The following is a 19,531-nucleotide window of genomic DNA, read 5'->3' on the forward strand; positions in this document are numbered from 1 at the left end:
ACGGCGACTCGACGTCGGGCGACGACCCGGGCGTCTCCTAGGGATACCCCTCGGGTGGCGAGGGCCCGGGCGAACGCGACGTCCGGATTCCGCCGGTGGGAAGGCCTCGCGCGAGTGAGCCTGGTGAGCATGACGACGACCACGTACACCGCGCGCCCCATCGACCCCCGGGCCGTGAAGGAGCTGCGCGCGACGGACGACGCGGGCCGTCCCGCGGTCCCCTTCACCGACACCGAGGGCGGCGCCCCCCTCCGCTGCTGCCTGCGCCACAGCGAGCCGGGGGAACGCATCGCGCTGGTCTCCTACGCCCCCCTGCGCCGCTGGGCCGCCGAAACCGGCGCCGCCCCGGGCGCCTACGACGAACAGGGCCCGGTCTTCGTCCACGCCGAGGAGTGCGCGGGCCCGGCCGGTGCGCCCCTCCCCTTCACCGGCTCCCACCGCACGGTCCGCCGCTACTCGGCCGAGGGCCACATCCTGGGCGGACGGCTGGTCGCGGAGCCCGCGGGGTTCGAGACGGCCTTCTCCGAGGCGTTCGCGGACCCGGCCGTGGCGCTCGTCCACGTCCGGGCCGTCGAGTACGGCTGCTTCCTGTACGAGGTGCGCAGGCACCGGCAGGGCTGAGGCCCACGTGCGCCGGCCGCGCGGTCCGGAACCGGCCGGGACGACGCCGGGGCGGTCACCGCAGTGGGTGACCGCCCCGCGACATGCCGTGCCGTCCGGCTACTTGGCGGAGAGCTCCGCCGCCACCAGCTCCGCGATCTGAACCGCGTTCAGGGCCGCGCCCTTGCGGAGGTTGTCGTTGGAGACGAAGAAGGCCAGGCCGTTGTCCGCCGTCTCGTCGCGGCGGATGCGGCCGACGTAGGACGGGTCCTTGCCGGCGGCCTGGAGAGGGGTGGGGATGTCGGAGAGCTCGACGCCCGGGGCGTCCTTGAGGAGCTCCGTCGCGCGCTCCGGGGAGATCGGGCGGGCGAAGCGGGCGTTGACCTGGAGGGAGTGACCGGAGAAGACCGGGACGCGCACGCAGGTGCCGGAGACCTTCAGCTCGGGGATCTCAAGGATCTTGCGGGACTCGTTGCGGAGCTTCTGCTCCTCGTCGGTCTCGTTCAGCCCGTCCTCGACCAGGTTGCCCGCGAAGGGCAGCACGTTGAAGGCGATGGGGCGCTTGTAGACGCCCGGCTCGGGGAAGTCGACCGCCTCACCGTCGTGCGTGAGCTTCTCGGCCTCGGCGACGACCTTCTGCGTCTGGCCGTGCAGCTCGGCGACGCCCGCGAGGCCGGAGCCGGAGACCGCCTGGTACGTGGCGACGACCAGGGCCTCGAGGCCCGCCTCGTCGTGCAGCGGACGCAGGACGGGCATCGCGGCCATGGTCGTGCAGTTCGGGTTCGCGATGATGCCCTTGGGGCGGTTCGCGATCGCGTGCGGGTTGACCTCGGAGACGACCAGCGGCACCTCGGGGTGCTTGCGCCACGCGGAGGAGTTGTCGATCACCACGGCGCCCTGGGAGGCGACCTTCTCGGCCAGCGCCTTGGACGTGGCACCGCCCGCGGAGAACAGCACGATGTCCAGGCCGGTGTAGTCGGCGGTCGCCGCGTCCTCCACCGTCACGCCGTCCAGCTGCGTGCCCGCGGAACGGGCCGAGGCGAACAGGCGCAGCTCCGTGACCGGGAAGTTCCGCTCCGTGAGGATCCTGCGCATGACCGTGCCCACCTGTCCGGTGGCTCCGACGATTCCGACCCTCACGGTGACTCCCTCTCCTGCGTCTTTCACGTGCTCGTTGCTTGGCCGAGGCTTTTCCATCATGCGGCCGACCAGGGCCCGCCTGTCCACTTCTTTCCCCGGTCTGCCCGGAGAGTGGGACGGCTCGTCCCGTCCCATGGTTGCGGACCTGCGGTGTCGACCCCGCTGAGCTGGAGGAATTCGTCCTGCGGGGGTCGTGCGCCGCAAGCTCGCCTGCCCCTGTCGGTTACGGCCACACGGAAGTGTGATGTACGCCTCTGCCGGCCCGGTGGAACTCGCCGTGACGGCGGCCGAACGTTCAGGACCGTGCCGGCGTCGTAGGAGAAACACGGTGAGGGGGGTGGCTTGTGCTGTTGCGCGGAAGGGCACGGCGCGGCCGGGAGGCGCATGCCGCGGCCGGCGGCGATCCGCAGAGCGGGGCGGATCCGCTGGACGCGGCGCAGGAGCGTCGGGTGCGGGCGGTGCTGGCACTCGGCGGAGTACCGCAGGCGGACCTGCCGGACGGGGTGCAGCAGGTCCGCCTGCGGTTGCTGGAGCGGGCCGCGAGCGGCCGGGAGGCGCCGCGGGACGTCTCCGCGTGGGCGGCGGTCGTCGCCTCCAACCTGGCGATGGACTGGCACCGGGCCAAACGCCGCCAGGAACGGCTCGGGGAGCGGCTGGCCGCCCTGCGCCAGCCGGCGCATCCCTCCGGCGAGGACAGCAGTGTGCTGTCCGTCGCCGTCGCCCAGGGCCTGGACGCACTGCCCGCCGCCCAGCGGCAGGTCGTCGTCCTGCGCTTCTACGCCGACCTGCCGGTCCGGTCCATCGCCGAGCAGCTCGGCGTCCCGGAGGGCACGGTCAAGAGCCGGCTGCACACGGCCGTACGGGCCCTTCGCGCCCGCCTGCACGAGGACGAGGTGGTGTGACGTGACCGCCCGGAACAATGACGACCGGCGCCGCGCAGAGCATGACGGCGGTGGTGAGTACGACGGCATGGACGCGCTGATGGCCGTGCTCGTCGGGGCCCCCGTGCCGCGGGAGGCCCGCGAGGACGCGGCCTACCGCGCCGCCCATGACGCGGCCGCGGCGGACGTGGCACTGCTGCGGCGCCAGCTGGGGCTGCTCGGGGACACGCTGGCGCGGACCGGTGAGACGGGGGAAACCGGGACGGAGGCCGGGGGCCCGGCTCCGCGAGCGGCGACAGCGGGACCGGTCGACGACGCCCCGCCTGCCGCGGACACGGCCGGCCCGGGGGCCGACGCCGGCTCGTCACCGAGGGGGGCGTCTTCCAAGCACGGCGGTGGGGAGGCGGACGGCACGCCACCGGTGCCGGCGGTGTCTGCCGGGTCCGGGCCGGGCGGGACGCCCGCGGCGGCCGGAGACGGGACAGGGGCCGAGCCGGACGCGAGGGGCGGCTTCGGCACCGCGCCGGGCGTGGGGGACAGGGGGCACGGGCCCCAGGCGGGCGTGGGTGGGGCGACGGTCACGTCGTTGTCCTCGCGGCGTCGGGCCCGGCCGAAGCCGCTCACCGTGGCGCTGAAGGGACTCGTCGCCGCTGCCGGTGCCACCGTCGTGATCGGAATGGGCTGGCTCGTGGTCCAGAGCGGTGGGGCCGGGGGTGAGCAGGACTCCGGGTCGGCCGCCGCCGACCATGCCGGCCGGCCGCAGGCCGGTGAGGAGGCCAAGCTCAGTCACGCCGGGTATCTCGCCTGCGCCCGGCTCGTGATCGAGGGCACGGTCGCCAAGGTCGAGACCGTCCCGGGTACCGGCCAGGACCGCGTCACCCTCGACGTGGACCGGTACTACAAGCCCGCCACGGGGCAGGACCGGGTCTCCTTCCCCGTGGACGGCGACATCGAGCCCCGGCTGCGCGCGGGCGATCACGTCCTGGTCGGGATCCCGCAGGGACGGGCCGAGCCGGACCTGTGGGCGACGGGAGAGAAGGAGATCGCCCGGGACCGGGCGTGGATCACCGCCGGCCTGCCCGAGTCACGCACCCTGCCCTGCCCCTAGTCCGACGCGCACGACGAAGGGCGGGCGCCCGCACCGCGGACGCCCGCCCCTCAGTCGCCGTGAACCGCTACGGCAGAACCTTCTCGATCTTCACGCTGCCCACGCCCGCGACCGTGCCGCGCGCGTTGACCAGCTGGACCTGACCGAAGAACTCGCGCCCCTCGGGAGCGGCCGCCGCGGCGGTGACGCTGCCCGAGACCGTGGCCGAGCCGCCCGTGCCGAGCTTCACCGGAGCCGACCCGTCGACGGTGACGCTGCCGAGGGACGGGGAGAAGAACACGTCCTGGTAGTCGTACGCCGTGGTGCCGGCCGGCACCGAGTAGCCGACGACCTCGATCGTGTACGTCCCGGCGGCCGGGGACGGCAGCGAGACCGATTCCTCCGAGTCGCCGTCGGCCGAGCTGCCGACCTGCGTGCCCGACGCGTCGTACACGGCGAGGTCCAGGTCCGCGGCGTTGTCCGAGACACCGCCGATGGCGACGTCGAGCGACTTGGCACCCGCGGGCACCTCGACCGTCGTGGTCTGCGTCTCACCGTGCTTGATCGAGGGGCGGGTCGCCTTGGCCGAGCCCAGCGGGCCGCCCACCAGCTTGCCGTCCAGCGCGGCGAAGCCGTTCGTCACCTTCCAGGAGGCGGCGGCCGGGGTGCCGACCTTCGCCTCGGGCACGGTCACCGTCTCCGGGGCGAAGACAGCGCCGAGCACGGCGACGTCCAGCTTGTACGGGTTGTCGAGCAGCGGCGACGTACGGCGCGACTCGACCTCGATCTCCCAGACGCCCGGCTGCGGGTCCGCGTACGAACGCAGGTCCGGACGGCAGGTGTTGGCCGGGTTCGAGTAGTTCGGGTAGCAGTTGACCGTCGACGTCGGGTCGGACGGGACGCCGTACGGGTGGATGGAGATGAACCGGGTCTGGCTCTTGTCCTTCAGCCCGCTCATCGCGACCTCGAGGGTCTTCGCGCCCTCGGGGACGGTGACGAAGTAGTGCTGCGAGCTGTTGCGCTGCACCGAGTCCTTGGCGGAGAAGGTGTACTTCAGCGGCGCGGAGACCACGGCCGTGTGCAGGACCTGCCGGTCGATGCCCTCGGTGCGGGGGTCGTCGACCTCGAGGATCGCGCTCTTGATGCCCGCGGACTTCGGCGCGGCCTGGACCTTGACGGTCACCGGCTTGTTCAGCGGCAGCTTCACCACGTCGGAGCCGACGATGCGGAACGTGCCGCCCGCGTTGTTCTCGAAGTGCAGCTCGTGCCGGATCGCCTTGGCGGTGCCGGACGTACGGGTGATCGTGACCTCGTAGGTCTTCTTCTGGCCGGCCTTCAGGCCGCCCTCACGGTCGTAGAGGCCCGTGCCGAAGCCCGGGGTCTTGAGGAACTGGTCCATCGCGGTGTCGACCGGCGCCTTGACCGTGTAGGAGTGCGCGGTGGCGTCGTCGCGGATGGCGCCCCAGGCGTCCTCGATGTTCATGAGGCCCACGCCCTCCTCGTACGCCTGCACACCCTTGATGTGGTCGGCGGTCGAGGTGAGGGCCGTGCGCAGGGTCGCCGGCGTGAGGTCGATCTTCTTCTGCTTGGCGGCCGAGATCAGCAGCGCCGAGGCACCGGCGGCCTGCGGGGAGGCCATCGAGGTGCCCTGAAGCATGCCGTAACCGGCCGGCAGGGAGTAGCCCGCCTCGGCGACCGGCTGGCCCGGCATCCAGGTCTGGATGGTGTTGATCGCCGCGCCCGGGGCGACCAGGGTCGGCGTGAAACCGCCGTCCTCACGCGGGCCGCGCGAGGAGAACGGCATCATCGCGTACTTCTTCTTCACGACCGAGCCGTAGTTGGCGGCCCAGGTCTCCTTGGAGACGGACGCGCCGACCGAGATGACCTTCTCGGCCAGGGACGGGTCGCCGATGGTGTTGGCGCCGGGGCCGGAGTTGCCCGCGGAGATCACCAGCTGGACGCCGTAGGTGTCGATGAGGCGCGTGTACAGCTCGGCGCGCGCGTTGTTGCCGTCGTTCAGCGCCGGCAGGCCGCCGATGGACATGTTGACGATGTCGACGCCGCGCTTGGTGACGAGATCGATCATGCCCTCGGTGAGCGCGACGTTGGTGCAGCCGCCCGACCAGGTGCAGGCGCGGGAGGAGACCAGCTTGGCGCCCGGCGCCGCACCGTCCATCTTTCCGCCGAACAGGCCGTTGGCGGCGGTGATGCCGGCGACGTGCGTGCCGTGCTCGGACTCGATGACGCCGATGTTGACGAAGTCGGACTTCTTGCCGACCCAGGAGCCGCCCAGCGGGTCCATCGGGACGTCCTTGCGGATCTCCACGACGAACGGCTGCCGCTCGGCGACGTCCGTGGCCGGGTTGTCGGTGCCGAAGTACCCGACCTGGTGGCCGTCCTTGTACGGCTTCATCGGGGCGTCGTCGCCGAAGTCGTTGTTGTTGTTCAGGTCGACCCGGACCGTGCCGGACGCCGCGTCGTACAGCACGCCCCAGGCGTCGGTGGTGTCGCCGTCGCGGTTGGCGTCGCCCTTGGCGTCGCCGCCGGTGGTGTACGACTCCTTGAAGAGGCTGACGGCGTACGAGCCGGTCGGCGCCTTGTACGACTGGCCCTGGTAGGTGAAGGCAGGGCCGGACACGGCCGTGACCATCGGGCGCCAGGTGTTGTCGTTGTCGACGATCGGGTCGGTCGCCGTCACCCAGTCGACGATCTTCCGCTCACCGGTCGTCGTCTTCTGCAGCGCCGGGTGACCGAGGTCCACGCCGGAGTCGAGGATGCCGATGGTGACACCGCGGCCGTCCGCCTTCGGGTGGTCCTCGACGAAGTCGACCGCGCCCGTCTCGAAGGACGGGTTGTACGGGTTCTCGGCCGGGGTCTTCTTGCCCGGCGCCGGGTACGTGCCCTTCGCCTTGGCGCCCTTGGCGGTGTCCGCGCTCGGCGTCGGGTCGTCCAGCGGGATCTCCTCGCGCAGGTCGATGCCGTGCACGGAGGAGAGCTTGGCGGCGGCGGCGATCGCCGAGTCCGCCTTGGCCGTCGGGACGGTGGCGCGGACGTAGCCCAGCTTGTCGTCGGCCCGGCCCACCGAGCCGCCCTTGACCGCGTCCAGTTGCCCGGCGACCTGCTCGGTCTTACCGGGCGCGGTGGCGATCATCATCGTGACGGTCTTGTCGCCGTCGGCCTTGGCCTCCGCGAGCAGGTCAGCGTCGCCCGAACCGAGCTTGGCGTGCGCGGACTTGACGCCAGGGTCGGCCGGAGCGTCCGTACCGGGACCGTCGGCGGAGAAGGCCAGGGGGATCGGCCCGGCCGCGGAGAGCGCGGCGACGAGACCGGCGGCCACGGCGATGCGGACCACACGTCTCGGGCCCGATATCTGATCGCGCGGGGTGGGAGGGGTCATCGGCATCCCTTGTAGGTAAAGGAACGAGCGGGAAGCGACCGGGGCCGATCGGTCCAGGTCGCAAACGGTCCGAACGGCAAGCCCGGACGATCGCACAGCCTTGCGCAAGGGGAAGTTCTTTGGGGAGGGTTGACCGAAACGAAATGGATGTATGGGGAAAACCCCCGATGCGTTTTGTGAGCATCAGTCCTGAAGGTGGCGAAGAAATCGGTTAACGTCCCCAAGTGCGACAGAAGTTGAGGGTGGCGGCCTACGCCATATGCGTCCGGGACGGACAGATCCTGCTCGCCCGCTCGCCCGCCCACGACGGCACCCCCGAGTGGGTCCTGCCGGGCGGCGGCATGGAGCACGGCGAGAATCCCTACGACACCGTCGTGCGGGAGGTGGAGGAGGAGACCGGTTACCACATCGAGGTGACCGGGCTGCTCGGCGTGGACTCCTTCCGCCGCGTCTTCCGCGAGGGCTTGCGGCCCCCGGTCGACCATCACAGCGTCCGGTTCGTCTACGAGGGCCGGATCATCGGCGGCGAACTGTGCAACGAGGTGAACGGCTCCACCGACCTCGCCGCCTGGCAGGACCTTGACGCCGTGCCCGGTCTCGTCCGGGTGCCGATGGTCGACATCGCCCTGCGCATGTGGCGCGAGCGCCCGGTCACCGGACGGCTGGCCAACACCCCGGAATAGGTGCGGTACCCCGGAAGATGAACGCCGCGTGACCGGCTCCGGGCCGGTCCCGGAGCAGGCGACGACGCGCAGGGTAGTCCAAGATCCACGTCCGGTGATCGGCGCTGCGCGTTGCCGCCTCGTTCACGCACAGGTCATCCCCACTGCCAACGATCCAGTACGAGCGGGATGTTCGGGTCACGAACGCCCCGCGACCACTGCCGACGCGTTCGCACTCGGGGAGAGAAGCGCATGTCGCGCACACGCTCAGACGCCGGCTCCGGCCAGGGCATCCACCGTCGTTCCGTCCTCGCCGCCACCGGCGCGGTCGCCCTCTCCGGGGGCGTCGGCTACGCCCTGCGGCCCAGCGACAGCCAGGCCGCCACGGTCAAGGAGAGCACCGACGCCGCCGTGGCGGCCTCCTCGCGCCGGGCACCCGCCGCGCCACTGGCCCCTTACACCAAGGGCACCACCGTGGCGTCCGTCGCCGCCCCGCGCGGCAGCTCCGGCTACCGGCGTCTGGGCGACGGACCCGGCTGGAAGCGGGTCGTCCGCTCCGAGCTGGCCGCGCCCAAGCCCGGCCGGGCGGGCCGCCGTACCGCGCTCGCCGCCTTCGTCCAGCTCACCGACCTGCACATCATCGACGCCCAGCACCCGCTGCGCCTGGAGTACCTGCGCTCGGCCGACATCCACGCCTGGCGGCCGCACGAGGCGCTGACCGTGCAGGGCGCGATCGCGCTCGTGGAGCGGATCAACGCCCTGCGCGGCGCCCCCGTCACCGGCACCCCGCTGCACTTCGCCATGACCACCGGCGACAACACGGACAACAACGCCAAGTCCGAGCTGGAATGGTTCATGAAGATCATGAGTGGCGGACGCATCACGCCCAACACCGGCGACCCGCGCCGCTACGAGGGCGTCCAGAACAGCGGCCTCAAGCAGTACTGGCAGCCGGACGCCGCGATCCGCGACACCGACAAGCAGGCCGGCTTCCCGCACCTCGACGGCTTCCTGAAGGCCGCCATCCGGGAGGTGCGCAGCCCCGGCCTCAACCTGCCCTGGTACTCCACGGTCGGCAACCACGACTCCCTGCCCATGGGCTGCTACGCCTCGCACGGTGACTCCTACCTCACCGAACTCGCCGTCGGCGGCAAGAAGCTGATGAACGTGACCGCGGCCGAGGCGCGGCGGCTCCAGGCACAGATCAAGAAGGCCCGGGACCCCGAAGGCGTCCGCTACCACGACTTCCTCACGTCCCACGCCCGCTCGATGCGTTCGGTCACCCCCGACGAGCGGCGCGCGCCCTTCACGCCGGCCGAGTACCTCAGGGCGCACCTGGACCCGGCCCACCGCGGTGTCGGCCCGGCCGGTCACGGCTACTCCTCCGCCAACCTGGACGCGGGCACGCAGTACTACGCCTTCCGCATCTCCGACGACGTCATCGGCATCAGTCTGGACACCACCGACTCCGGCGGCCACTACGAGGGGTCCATCGGCACCGCCCAGATGAGATGGCTCGACAGGACGCTGCGGGACAACAAGGACTCCTACGCGGTGATCTTCAGCCATCACACCAGCAAGACGATGACGAACCTCCGCCGTGATCCGGCCAGGCCCGAGGAGCGCCGCCACAACGGCCAGGAGGTCCTCGCCCTGCTCGGCAGCCACCCCGGGGTGCTCGCCTGGGTGAACGGCCACATCCACAAGAACGTCATCACCCCGCACTCCGCGCCCCACGGCCGTTCCTTCTGGGAGATCTCCACCGCCTCCCACGTCGACTTCCCGCAGCTGGCCCGGATCATCGAGCTGACCGACAACAAGGACGGCACGATCTCCCTGTTCACCACGCTGGTGGAGTCCTCGGCCCCGCACCGCACGGACTTCTCCGACCTCTCCCAGACCGGCCTGGCGGCCCTCTACCGCGAGCTGTCCCTCAACGCCCCCGGCGCGAGCACGACCCTCGCCGGCGACCCGGACGACCGCAACACCGAACTGGTGCTCAAGAAGGGCTGACACCGGGCCCGGCGGCGACCTGTACCGCTCCCCCTCCCCGGGCCGTCACCACCGGCGACGGCCACCCCTGCCTCGCCCTCGACTTCAACGGCGACCGGACGGGCGACAGCGGCGCGGTCGTCGAGGCGGAGTTCCGCGGCGCGTGGCGATCCCTGACGCGAGGAGGGGCCGCCGGTGCGTCCCGGCGGCCCCTCTTCTCCCCTCCTGGTTCTGTTCCGGTCCGCCACTATCGGGGCAGCACCGCGACGCACGCGGCCGGTTCGCGGTCGGCCGAGGCCATCAGGGCCGTGCGGACCACCGTCGCCTGCTGCTCCGGGCAGTCGCGGAGCTTGCGCGGCGTGATGTGGACGACCGTGATGCCGAGCCGCTCCAGGTGCTCGCGCTTGCGGGCGTACTCGGACCACAGGGCGTCGTCGTCCTGCCGGGGCGCCCGGGTGTCGAGTTCCACCGCCACCGCCTGGTCGGGCCAGTACGCGTCGAGGCCGCCGAGGTAGGGGCCGCCGGGCAGGCGCAGATCGACGTTCCAGACCGGGTCGGGCAGACCGTACTCGCGGACCATCCGGTACAGGCGGTCCTCCGCGCGTGCCCGGCCCTCGGCGAGCAGGGACTCCACCGCGTCCACCACGTGCGGGCGGCTCAGCAGCCGCGCCTGGTTCAGTTCGCGGACCACCGCCGCCGGGTCGCAGTGGGCGCCGCGCACCGCCTCCGTCAGCAGGCGGCGGACCATCACGGCGTCCGCGAGTTCGGCCACCGCGTCGGCCAGCGCGCGGGCGACCGGCGCCACCGGCACCCCGGTGACCTGCTCGGGGGCGGGCATGACGGGCGTGCGGACGATGCGCGCGCAGCCCGTCGAGCGCAGCCGCCGCAGCCGCGGGACCAGGATGTCGATGGTGTCCAGGGACGGCAGCGGGGGAGTGGAGGAGAAGCCGTGCAGCGTCAGTGCCGCCAGGCCCGTGACCATCACCTCGGGGTAGGCGGGGGCGTGCGGCCGGCTCGCGCCCGGCTGGGCGGGCACCCCCACGCCGCGCTCCCGCGCCGCGTACATCAGCGCCGCGTGCAGCCGCTCCTCGCTGGTCGGCGGGCCCGGGTGGAGCAGGACGACGCCGGGGAGGAGCTGCTGCCAGGGGCCGCCCGGGCGGCACCGCTCGTTCGTCTCCGCCGTGGACAGGCCGTGCGAGCGGAGCTGGGCCGTGGTCGTCACGCGGGGGCGCCCGCCGCCGGACAGGTCGTGCAGGGGGCGGGGGGAGAGGGGGGTGTTGTGGGTCATGACCCACAGATTCCCGCGACCCGGCCGCTCTTGAACCGCTGTTACAGGGCCGTCGACAAAAACGGATAACCCACCACTAAAGGACGAGTGTTCGGATGCCGAAAGCCCCTGGTCCGTTCGGGTGCGGACCAGAGGTTACGGCTTACGGGGTACTCATCTCGTAACGAAGGCGGAACGCCCGGATCTCAGGCCAAAGCTAATGGTCAGAGGCCTCGTCGCACGCCTGTCCACGCAACGCCCGTGCCAGATCGTCACGGGACTCCAGCACCAGCCGGCGCAGCGCCGGGGCCGCCTCCTCATGGGCGGCCAGCCACGCGTCCGTGGCGTCCAGCGTCTCCTGCGACTGCTGGAGGAACGGGAACAGACCCCGCACCACGTGCATGCCGATCTGGATCGACCGCTCGGCCCACACCCGCTCGATCGCCGCGAAGTACTTCTCGGCGTACGGCGCGATCAGCTCGCGCTGCGAGTCCTGCGAGAAGCCGGCGATGGTCGCCTCGACCATGGCGTTGGACAGCGCGTCCGACTCCACGACCTGCGCCCACGCCTGCGCCTTGACCGCCGCGGACGGGCGGGCGGCCAGACAGCGCACCTGGTGACGCTTGCCCGAGGCGGTGTCGTCCCGGCTCAGCTCCTCGGCCAGCGCCTTCTCGTCCACGGCACCGTGCGCGGCCAGCGGCTCCAGGAAGACCCAGCGCAGCTCCTGGTCCAGGTCGAGACCCTCGACCGTCGCGGTGCCCGCGAGCAGGTCCCGCAGCAGCTCGAAGTCGGCCTCGGCGGCGGCCGTCCGGGCGAAGAACCGTGCCCAGGCCAGCTGGTGCTCGCTGCCCGCCCCGGCCGCGAACAGTTCGCGCCGCGCACCCTCGGCGAGCAGCCGGGCGCTCGTCTCGCGCCGGGCGGGCGCCGTGTAGTGGGTGAGTGCCGACTCGGCCCAGGCATGCAGCATCTGCACGACGCCGATCTCGGACTCGCGCCCGCCGAACCGCAGTACCAGGTCCATGAACTCCCGTGCCGGGAGCAGCGCGTCGCGCGTCATGTTCCACAGCGCCGACCAGCACAGGGCGCGGGCCAGCGGGTCGGTGACCGCGCCCAGGTGCTCGCGCAGGGCCGCCAGCGAGGTCTCGTCGAAGCGGATCTTGCAGTACGTCAGGTCGTCGTCGTTGACCAGGACCAGGTCCGGGGCGTCGGCCCCGGCCAGTTCCGCCACGACCGTCCGCGCGCCGTCGACGTCGGTCTCCACGCGTGCGTACCGCTCCAGCGCCCCGGCCTCCGTCACCCGGTACAGGCCCACCGCCACCCGGTGCGGGCGCAGTTCGGGATGCGACTCGGCGGCCTCCTGCACCACCGCCAGCTCCTCGACGCGGCCGTCCGTGTCCAGCAGCACCTGCGGCGTCAGCGAGTTCACCCCCGCCGTCTGGAGCCAGGACCGCGACCAGGCGCTCATGTCCCGGCCGCTGGTCTCCTCCAGCACCGACAGCAGGTCGCCCAGGCGGGTGTTGCCGTACGCGTGGCGCTTGAAGTAGCGCCGGGCACCCTCCAGGAACGCCTCCTCGCCGACGTACGCGACCAGCTGCTTCAGTACCGACGCGCCCTTGGCGTACGTGATGCCGTCGAAGTTCAGCTTGGCGTCCTGCAGGTCGCGGATGTCCGCGGTGATCGGGTGCGTGGAGGGCAGCTGGTCGGCGCGGTAGGCCCAGGCCTTGCGGCGGTTGGCGAAGGTGATCCAGCCGTTCGTGAAGCGGGTCGCGCCGACCAGGGAGAACTCGCCCATGAAGTCCGCGAAGGACTCCTTCAGCCACAGGTCGTCCCACCACTCCATGGTGACCAGGTCGCCGAACCACATGTGCGCCATTTCGTGCAGGATGACGTTGGCCCGGCCCTCGTAGGACGCCTGCGTCACCTTCCCGCGGAAGATGAACTCCTCGCGGAACGTCACCAGGCCCGGGTTCTCCATCGCGCCCAGGTTGTACTCGGGCACGAACGCCTGGTCGTACTTGCCGAACGGGTACGGGAAGTCGAAGTGGTCGTGGAAGAAGTCCAGGCCCTGCTTGGTGACCAGGAAGATGTCGTCGGCGTCGAAGTAGGGTGCGAGGCCCTTGCGGCACAGGGCGCCGAGCGGGATCTCCAGCGTCGTGCCGTCGGTGAAGGTGCGCGTGTAGGAGTCCGTCACGTGGTGGTACGGGCCCGCCACCACGCAGGTGATGTACGTCGAGATCGGCTTGGTCTCGGCGAACCGCCACACCCCGTCGGCCCGCTCACCGGTCCCGTTGCTCCACACCGTCCAGCCCTCGGGGGCCCGCACCTCGAAGCGGTAGGGGGCCTTCAGGTCGGGCTGCTCGAAGTTGGCGAAGACCCGGCGGGAGTCGGCCGGCTCGTACTGCGTGTACAGGTACACCTCGCCGTCCTCCGGGTCGACGAAGCGGTGCAGGCCCTCGCCGGTGCGGGAGTAGGCGCACTGGGCGTCGACCACCAGTTCGTTGTCCGCGGCCAGGTCCTCCAGCGCGATCCGGGAGCCGTCGAAGACCTCGCCGGGGTCCAGGTCACGGCCGTTGAGTGAGACGGCCGTCACACTCGGCGCGATCAGGTCGGCGAAGCTGCTCGCCCCGGGCTCGTTGCAGCGGAAGCGGATCGTCGTGATGGAGCGGAAGGTGCGGGGCCCGTCCCCCCGGTCCTCACCGACCGCGGACCGCAGGTCGAGGGACACCTCGTACCCGTCGACCCTCAGCAGGGCGGCCCGCTCCCGGGCTTCGTCGCGGGACAGATTCTCACCGGGCACGGGCGGCACTCCTCAGATGTCGTGGGGCACGGCTGAACAGGACCGATCCTGCCACGTGCACCTGACACGGAGCAGCCGGGAATGACGGGAGCGCGCACCGGCGTTGCCGGAGAAACGGTTTCCTCCTGAGGAGAGACATGTCGGACAAGACACCCGTCGACTTCTGGTTCGACCCGCTGTGCCCCTGGGCCTGGATGACCTCCCGCTGGGTGCTGGAGGTGGAGAAGGTCAGGGACATCGAGGTGCGCTGGCATGTCATGAGCCTCGCCGTCCTCAACGAGGACAAGCTGGACGAGCTGCCCGAGGAGTACCGCGAGCTGCTGGAGACCAAGGCGTGGGGCCCCGTCCGGGTCGTCATAGCCGCGCAGCAGGAGCAGGGCCCCGAGGTCCTCGGCGACTTCTACACCGCGCTCGGCACCCGCATCCACAACCAGGACGAGGGCCCCGGCAAGGAGACGGTCGCCGCCGCCTTGAAGGACGTGGGCCTGCCCGAGTCCCTCCTGGAGCACTGGGACTCCACCCCGTACGAGCCTCAGCTGCGCGCCTCTCACAAGGAGGGCATCGACAAGGTCGGCCAGGACGTCGGCACCCCGGTCATCGCCGTGCCCGGCTCCGACGGCGAGCAGATCGCCTTCTTCGGCCCGGTCGTCACCCCGGCCCCGCAGGGCGAGGAGGCCGGCCGCCTCTGGGACGGCACCCTCGCCGTGGCCTCGGTCCCCGGCTTCTACGAGATCAAGCGCACCCGCACCAAGGGCCCGGACTTCTCCAACCTGTAGGGCTCACCCGGCGGGGACGGCCTGGTTCTTGAGTTCCTCCGGGAGCAAGCCGTCCTCGCCGCGGTTGAGGTAGCGCTGGTACCACCGGCAGCCGACGGCGGTGCAGCGCCAGTAGTCGTCCACGAAGTGTCCGGCCCCCTTCTCCGCCCGTACCGCCGCCCGCTCGGCGGCGTTGAACATCCGGAACTCCTGCATGGTGCCGCAGGTCCGGCACGCCCGGCTCACCGTCATCCGCTCCTCCTCGCCATCACCGCCAGGTCCGGGAAGTCGGTTACGACCGCATCGACCCCCATGCGGTAGTACAGCGTGTATTCGGCGAACGCGTCCCCGAAATCGTTCGCTCCGCTCCCGCGCCGGAGCCGATCCGGCAGGAACTGGTTCTCCGCGCGGAAGGTGTAGGGCCCGATCCGCAGGCCCGCCGCATGCGCGTCCGTGACGAGGCTCGTGCCGGCGACCGAGGACTTGTCCGGCCCGATCCAGTCCGCGTACTGCGCGATGTCCGCCAAACCCGCCGGCGCCATCATGTCCCGGTAGGTCGTGGAGGGCAGGTCGTACGGCCCGCCCGTCGTCCCCAGCGCCTGCCACAGCGGCACGCCCAGATCCGTCATGCGCTTCAGGCTCGTCGGCTCGAAGGACTGCACGACGCACTCGCGCCGGCCGAGCCGGTTGCGGCGGATCGCGGCCGCGAGTTCGGGCTCCAGCGGCAGGCCGATCGACCGGAAGTACGTCGGGTGCTTGGTCTCCGGGAAGACGGCGACCGTCCGGCCGTACGTCCGCGACAGCCGCCGCGCCAGGTCCACGACCTCCTGGAAGGTCATGATCTCCTCACGGCCGTCGAACACGGTGTTGCGGTTGCGGACCGCGGGCAGCCGCTCCACCGCCCGCAGCGTCTTCAGCTCGGCGAGTGTGAAGTCCTCCGTGAACCAGCCGGTGACCGGCCGCCCGTCGACCGTCTTCGCCGTACGGCGGTCCGCGAACTCCGGCCTGCGGGCCACGTCCGTCGTCTGGGAGATCTCGTTCTCGTGCCGGACCACCAGCACGTGGTCCTTCGTCGGCACCAGATCCGGCTCGATCCAGTCGGCGCCGGTCTGCACGGCGTACGTGTAGGAGGCCGCCGTGTGTTCCGGGCGCCAGCCGGCCGCGCCGCGGTGCCCGATGACGACCGGGCCGCCCTGGGGGGCTCCGGCCGCCGCCGAGGTGGCCGTGGCGGCCGTGGCGGTTCCCGCGGCCGCCGCGAGCAGGAGGGATCTCCGTCCGAGCCGCATGCGACTCCCCTTCGTCGAGAGCGGTTTCACTGACGTGCCCGGCCCCGGGCCCGGGCCTGCGCCAGCCGGTCCAGGTGCTCCTCGTAACCCCTCGTGTAGAACGCGGTCCGGCCCGGGTCCGGCTCGACGACCGCCGTCGGTCTCGTCCACGCCGCCGTGTCCAGCGCCACCCCGTGGCGCTCGGCCGCCGCCAGGACCGCGCCCCGCGCTCCCACCTCGCCCTCGACGACCCGCAGCGGACGGCCCAGCACATCGGCCAGCAGCCGCATCCAGGCGGAGCTGCGCGTGCCGCCCCCGCAGACGGCCAGATTCCCGGTGAGGCCCGCCGCCTCCAGGCAGTGCCGGGCGGCGTACCCGATGCCCTCACAGGTGGCCCTGACCAGATCGCCGCGGGTCGACTCCAGGCAGAGACCGGTGAGTTCGGCACGCAGCCGCGGCTCGACGAAGGGAGCGCGTTCACCCGAGGGCGCGAAGTACGGCAGCACGCCGACACCGTTCGCGCCCGGAGGCGTCGCGGCCAGCAGGCCGTCCACCTCGTCGTGCCGCACCCCCGTCGTGGACAGCACCCAGTCCAGCGCCGCCGTGCCGACCATGGCGGGCATGGCGCGCAGCCAGTGCCCCGGCCGGTCGGTGGAGATGTACAGGCCCGCCGGTTCCCCGGTCAGGTCGAGCTCGGTCGTGGCGACCAGACTGGCCAGGCAGGTGCCGACGATCAGCAGACCGTCCCCCGGGGACGTCACTCCGGCCCCCAGCGCACAGGCCGGCAGGTCGTACGGACCGTTCGCGATCCGGGTCCCGGACGGCAGGCCCTCGCCCCGCGCCCCGGCCGTGGCCACCGGGTCGCTGACCGGGGCGAGCAGACCCCGGCGGTGCGCCAGCCCGAGCAGCTCGACGACCCCGTCGTCGTAGGCCCGGGTTTGCGGGTCGAGGAACGGCATCGACGCGTCCGACACATCGGTCGTGGGACCGGCTCCCGTCAGCCGCTGGAACACCACGTCCTTGCAGTACAGGGCGGCCTTCGCGGTGTCGAGCGCCTTCGGTTCGTGACGGTCCAGCCAGGCCAGCAGCGGGCCCGGGCAGCCCGGGAACATCGCGCTGCCCGTCCGCCGGAACACCGCCTCGAACGTGCCGTCGGCCAGCCATCGGTCGACCAGTTCGTGCGCCCGCCCGTCCATCCAGGAGGCCGCCGCCCGCACCGGCCGCCCCTCCGCGTCGACCAGCCACACCCCGTCGCCCTGCCCCGTGAGCCCGGCCAGCTCGACCGGCCCGGGGACCCGCTCGGTGACCTCGCCGAGCACCGCGACGACCGCCCCGTACACCTCCTCCATGTCCTGCTCGACGACCCCGCCGTGCAGGGAGAGGTCCAGCGGGCGTGAGGCCACGGCGAGTTCACGGCCCGTGGCGTCGAAGGCCGCCGCCTTGACCATGGACGTGCCCACATCGATACCGACGTACATGCGGCTCTCCTCCGGGTCCTCAGGTCAGACAGTGCGCGAGCGGCTCACCGCGCACCCAGCGGCCCACCTCTTCGGCGGCGATCCGCGCCGCCTTCTCCGCCACCGCGCGCGAGGCGCCGCCCAGGTGCGGGGTGAGCACCACGCGGTCGGCGAGCCCCGGCAGCCGGGACTGCGCCGGCAGCGGTTCCCGCTCATAGGTGTCGAGCGCCGCCGCCGACACCCGGCCGCTCGCCAGCGCGTCGCACAGCGCGCCCTCGTCCAGCAGCGGACCCCGGGCCACGTTCACCACCACCGAGCCGGGCGGCAGCAGTCCCAGCTCCCGGGCGCCGATCAGCCCCCGGGTCTCGGGCGTGAGCCGGGCGTGCAGAGTGATCACCTGTGAGCGGCGCAGGAGGTCGTCGAGGGAGGTCACGCGCAGACCGTGGATCTCGCCGTGCGCATACGGGTCGTAGACCATCACCCGCGCCCCGAACGCGCAGAGCACCCGCGCGACCCGGCTGCCGACGGCCCCGTACCCGATCAGCCCGACGGGCAGGTCCTCCAGCTCCAGTCCGCTGCGCTCGTACGTGTAGTACGTCGCTTGCTCCCAGCTGCCCTGCCGGGCGAGCGGATCGTGGGCCTGGGGGATGCGGCGCAGGGCGGCCAGCATCAGGCCGACGGTGAACTCGGCGGTGGCGGCGGCGTTGCGGCCGGGCGCGAAACACACCCGCACGTCACGCCGCTTTGCCGCTTCCAGGTTGACGTTGACCGGCCCGCCCCGGCAGACCACGACCAGCCTCAGATCCGGGCAGGCGGCGAGGACCTTCCGAGTCACCGGGCCCATCTGCGTGACCAGGACCTCCGCCCCGGCCAGCGCCTCGATCATCGCGTCCTCGGCGTCACTGGCCTCCTGCACCTCGGCGACCGGCCCGAACGGCTCCAGAGGCCATCCGAGTCGCAGTTCTCTCACGTCCGCCCGTTCCACCTCGTGCTCCACCGCCCGTCTGATCAGCGACGGCAGGACGAAGTGGTCACCGGCGGCCACGACACGCACGCTGTTTCCGTGAGTCATCGCAGGGCATCTCCTGTCTCGGCGTCGAAGACATGGGTGTGCTCGGGGTCGGCGGCGACCCGGACCCGTTCGTCGTGGGCGAGCCGCACCTCGGGGTCGGTGAGGACGACCAGATGCCGTTCGACGCCGTCCAGGGCGAGCGTCGCCAGGCCCGACTCCAGGAGCGGTTCGTGGGCGACGACCCGGGCGGGCAGGCCGTCCCCGGCGGTGAGCCGGACGTCCTCGGGGCGGATGCCGACCACCACCTCACGGCCCCGTTCCACCGGCACGGGCAGCGTGAGGCGCACCGCGTCGGAGAGGCGGGCCCGCCCGTCGCCGTCGGCGATGCCGGGCAGCAGGGTGATCGCGGGTTCGCCGACGAAGTCCGCCACGAACACGGTGGCCGGGCTGTCGTAGATCTCGTACGGGGTGCCGAGCTGCTGGATGACGCCGTCCTTCATCACGGCGATCCGGTCGGCGAGGGAGAGGGCCTCCTCCTGGTCGTGGGTGACCAGGATCGTGGTGTGGCCCAGGTCCTTCTGGATGCGCTTCAGTTCACGGCGGGTGGTGTCGCGCTGGGCCGCGTCCAGGTGGGAGAGGGGCTCGTCGAGGAGCAGCACGTCGGGCTCGCGGATCAGGGCCCGGGCCAGCGACACGCGCTGCTTCTGGCCGCTGGACAGGCCGGCCGGGCGGGCGTCGAGGAGGCCGGTCAGACCGACCCGCTCGGCGATCTCCTTCACCTTGCGGCCGACGTCCCGGCGGTCGGCTCTCTTGCGGGCCTTCAGGCCGAACGCCAGGTTCTCCGCGACCGACAGCGGCGGATACAACGCGTAGTTCTCGAAGGCCACGCCGATGTTCCGCCGCTGTGCGGGCCGTTCGACGATCGACGCCCCACCGACCAGGATGTCCCCGCCGGTGACGGACTCCAGCCCGGCGATCATCCGCAGGGTCGTCGACTTGCCGCACCCGGAGGGACCGAGCAGCCCGAGCAGTTCCCCGGACCGGAGGTTCAGGTCGATCCCGCGCACGGCCTCCACCGAAGGCCGCCCCCGGGACCGGTAGGTCTTCCTCAGCTCACGTAGCTCCAGTCCCGTCATGGCCGTCCCCTCTTCCTGGCTCGTTCGCCTCCAGAGCGCCTCCAGCCGGTGCCGAGGCCGGGCCCGTGCACGGCCCTTCGGCC

The 19,531-nt window shown here is 72.0% G+C and carries 15 protein-coding genes; 6 read left to right on the forward strand and 9 right to left on the reverse strand.

Going from position 1 to position 19,531, the window contains the following annotated elements; genetic code table 11:
* The first annotated feature begins 129 nt into the window (after positions 1-129).
* The gene (locus ACIQHQ_RS01795) at positions 130-621 is read left to right on the forward strand and encodes a DUF1203 domain-containing protein (RefSeq protein WP_402609072.1); all 492 of its coding nucleotides are present in this window, start codon (positions 130-132) and stop codon (positions 619-621) included.
* Between the two features lie 99 nt (positions 622-720).
* On the opposite strand, the gene ACIQHQ_RS01800 is transcribed toward ACIQHQ_RS01795, so the two are convergent.
* Positions 721-1,740, reverse strand: a complete 1,020-nt coding sequence (locus ACIQHQ_RS01800; protein ID WP_402609074.1) for an aspartate-semialdehyde dehydrogenase — start codon at positions 1,738-1,740, stop codon at positions 721-723.
* Positions 1,741-2,087: 347 nt separating this feature from the next.
* Here ACIQHQ_RS01800 and ACIQHQ_RS01805 point away from each other — a divergent pair, with 347 nt between their 5' ends.
* Both ACIQHQ_RS01805 and ACIQHQ_RS01810 read left to right on the forward strand, forming a co-directional pair.
* Positions 2,088-2,642: an RNA polymerase sigma factor gene (locus ACIQHQ_RS01805; protein WP_402610596.1), complete on the forward strand. Its 555-nt coding sequence runs from the start codon at positions 2,088-2,090 to the stop codon at positions 2,640-2,642.
* A gap of 1 nt (position 2,643) precedes the next feature.
* Complete coding sequence (locus ACIQHQ_RS01810) at positions 2,644-3,729, forward strand: hypothetical protein (RefSeq protein WP_402609076.1); 1,086 nt, start codon at positions 2,644-2,646, stop codon at positions 3,727-3,729.
* A 67-nt stretch (positions 3,730-3,796) separates the two neighbouring features.
* On the opposite strand, the gene ACIQHQ_RS01815 is transcribed toward ACIQHQ_RS01810, so the two are convergent.
* The gene (locus tag ACIQHQ_RS01815) at positions 3,797-7,105 is read right to left on the reverse strand and encodes a S8 family serine peptidase (protein ID WP_402609078.1); all 3,309 of its coding nucleotides are present in this window, start codon (positions 7,103-7,105) and stop codon (positions 3,797-3,799) included.
* Between the two features lie 224 nt (positions 7,106-7,329).
* On the opposite strand from ACIQHQ_RS01815, the gene ACIQHQ_RS01820 reads away from it, so the two are divergent.
* Positions 7,330-7,788, forward strand: coding sequence for an NUDIX hydrolase (locus ACIQHQ_RS01820; protein ID WP_402609080.1), 459 nt, complete (start codon positions 7,330-7,332; stop codon positions 7,786-7,788).
* 231 nt (positions 7,789-8,019) lie between these two features.
* On the forward strand, positions 8,020-9,780 hold the full coding sequence (locus ACIQHQ_RS01825) for a TIGR03767 family metallophosphoesterase (protein WP_402609082.1): 1,761 nt from the start codon (positions 8,020-8,022) through the stop codon (positions 9,778-9,780).
* A gap of 226 nt (positions 9,781-10,006) precedes the next feature.
* Here the strand turns inward: ACIQHQ_RS01825 and ACIQHQ_RS01830 are convergent, their stop codons facing one another.
* On the reverse strand, positions 10,007-11,047 hold the full coding sequence (locus ACIQHQ_RS01830; RefSeq protein WP_402609084.1) for a hypothetical protein: 1,041 nt from the start codon (positions 11,045-11,047) through the stop codon (positions 10,007-10,009).
* Between the two features lie 196 nt (positions 11,048-11,243).
* The gene (gene pepN / locus ACIQHQ_RS01835; RefSeq protein WP_402609086.1) at positions 11,244-13,823 is read right to left on the reverse strand and encodes an aminopeptidase N; all 2,580 of its coding nucleotides are present in this window, start codon (positions 13,821-13,823) and stop codon (positions 11,244-11,246) included.
* A 137-nt stretch (positions 13,824-13,960) separates the two neighbouring features.
* Here pepN and ACIQHQ_RS01840 point away from each other — a divergent pair, with 137 nt between their 5' ends.
* Complete coding sequence (locus ACIQHQ_RS01840; protein WP_402609088.1) at positions 13,961-14,599, forward strand: DsbA family protein; 639 nt, start codon at positions 13,961-13,963, stop codon at positions 14,597-14,599.
* A 3-nt stretch (positions 14,600-14,602) separates the two neighbouring features.
* Here the strand turns inward: ACIQHQ_RS01840 and ACIQHQ_RS01845 are convergent, their stop codons facing one another.
* From ACIQHQ_RS01845 to ACIQHQ_RS01865, 5 genes are read right to left on the reverse strand one after another with little or no spacing between them, the layout of a single operon-like run.
* Complete coding sequence (locus tag ACIQHQ_RS01845) at positions 14,603-14,830, reverse strand: hypothetical protein (protein WP_402609090.1); 228 nt, start codon at positions 14,828-14,830, stop codon at positions 14,603-14,605.
* Positions 14,827-15,864, reverse strand: a complete 1,038-nt coding sequence (locus tag ACIQHQ_RS01850; RefSeq protein WP_402609092.1) for a glycerophosphodiester phosphodiesterase family protein — start codon at positions 15,862-15,864, stop codon at positions 14,827-14,829. Before ACIQHQ_RS01850 ends, ACIQHQ_RS01845 begins: the two co-directional genes overlap by 4 nt.
* A gap of 26 nt (positions 15,865-15,890) precedes the next feature.
* Positions 15,891-17,321, reverse strand: a complete 1,431-nt coding sequence (locus ACIQHQ_RS01855; RefSeq protein ID WP_402609095.1) for an FGGY family carbohydrate kinase — start codon at positions 17,319-17,321, stop codon at positions 15,891-15,893.
* A 19-nt stretch (positions 17,322-17,340) separates the two neighbouring features.
* A complete protein-coding gene (locus tag ACIQHQ_RS01860; RefSeq protein ID WP_402609097.1) occupies positions 17,341-18,372 on the reverse strand; it encodes a 2-hydroxyacid dehydrogenase in 1,032 nt (343 codons plus the stop codon).
* Positions 18,369-19,448 carry an ABC transporter ATP-binding protein gene (locus tag ACIQHQ_RS01865; protein WP_402609099.1) on the reverse strand — a complete coding sequence of 360 codons (1,080 nt, stop codon included), beginning with the start codon at positions 19,446-19,448 and terminating at the stop codon, positions 18,369-18,371. Before ACIQHQ_RS01865 ends, ACIQHQ_RS01860 begins: the two co-directional genes overlap by 4 nt.
* Positions 19,449-19,531: the final 83 nt, after the last annotated feature.

The organism is Streptomyces sp. NPDC092370 (assembly GCF_044755265.1).
GTDB lineage: Bacteria > Actinomycetota > Actinomycetes > Streptomycetales > Streptomycetaceae > Streptomyces.

Bases quoted from the DNA above. Each gene is read 5' to 3' on its own strand.
- ACIQHQ_RS01815 (WP_402609078.1), bottom strand. From the start codon at position 7,105: ATGACCCCTCCCACCCCGCGCGATCAGATATCGGGCCCGAGACGTGTG.
- ACIQHQ_RS01850 (WP_402609092.1), bottom strand. From the start codon at position 15,864: ATGCGGCTCGGACGGAGATCCCTCCTGCTCGCGGCGGCCGCGGGAACC.
- ACIQHQ_RS01795 (WP_402609072.1), top strand. From the start codon at position 130: ATGACGACGACCACGTACACCGCGCGCCCCATCGACCCCCGGGCCGTG.
- ACIQHQ_RS01855 (WP_402609095.1), bottom strand. From the start codon at position 17,321: ATGTACGTCGGTATCGATGTGGGCACGTCCATGGTCAAGGCGGCGGCC.
- ACIQHQ_RS01840 (WP_402609088.1), top strand. From the start codon at position 13,961: ATGTCGGACAAGACACCCGTCGACTTCTGGTTCGACCCGCTGTGCCCC.
- ACIQHQ_RS01860 (WP_402609097.1), bottom strand. From the start codon at position 18,372: ATGACTCACGGAAACAGCGTGCGTGTCGTGGCCGCCGGTGACCACTTC.
- ACIQHQ_RS01845 (WP_402609090.1), bottom strand. From the start codon at position 14,830: ATGACGGTGAGCCGGGCGTGCCGGACCTGCGGCACCATGCAGGAGTTC.
- ACIQHQ_RS01830 (WP_402609084.1), bottom strand. From the start codon at position 11,047: ATGACCCACAACACCCCCCTCTCCCCCCGCCCCCTGCACGACCTGTCC.
- ACIQHQ_RS01865 (WP_402609099.1), bottom strand. From the start codon at position 19,448: ATGACGGGACTGGAGCTACGTGAGCTGAGGAAGACCTACCGGTCCCGG.
- ACIQHQ_RS01825 (WP_402609082.1), top strand. From the start codon at position 8,020: ATGTCGCGCACACGCTCAGACGCCGGCTCCGGCCAGGGCATCCACCGT.